Origin of the sequence: Achromobacter sp. Marseille-Q0513 (assembly GCF_018195695.1) — a bacterium.
GTDB lineage: Bacteria > Pseudomonadota > Gammaproteobacteria > Burkholderiales > Burkholderiaceae_B > Achromobacter.
Window position 1 is genome coordinate 1 of the sequence record NZ_JAGTJY010000674.1, and the last position, 315, is coordinate 315.

Below are 315 nucleotides of genomic sequence, written 5' to 3' on the forward strand. Positions count from 1 at the left end.
GGGCAGCACCGTGGCGCGGTAGTCGTTGGCCGCGCCCGTCGCCAGGTCGAACTGGGAGACCGATTGCAGCAGCTCGGCCGCCAGCCGAGCCTCCAGGTCGCGGTACTGGTCGCGCGCCTTGTATGAGCGCATCGTGGCGGCGTAGACGTTGCCCTGATTGCGATCGAACAGCGGCAGCGGAATGCCCACGCCGAACTGGACCTTGTTGCGTTTCGCCTCGTAGTCGCGGGCCACGCCGGTGCTCAGCGTGATGTCCGGATAGCGCTTGCTTTTCTCGACTTCCAGCTGCGCGGCGCCCAGGTCTACCGCCAGTTT

At 66.7% G+C, this 315-nt stretch carries 1 protein-coding gene; it reads right to left on the reverse strand.

What is annotated here, in order from left to right; genetic code table 11:
- Positions 1-315, reverse strand: a 315-nt coding sequence (locus KDH83_RS32260; RefSeq protein ID WP_212323298.1) for a TolC family protein, incomplete at both ends; no start/stop codon positions are given.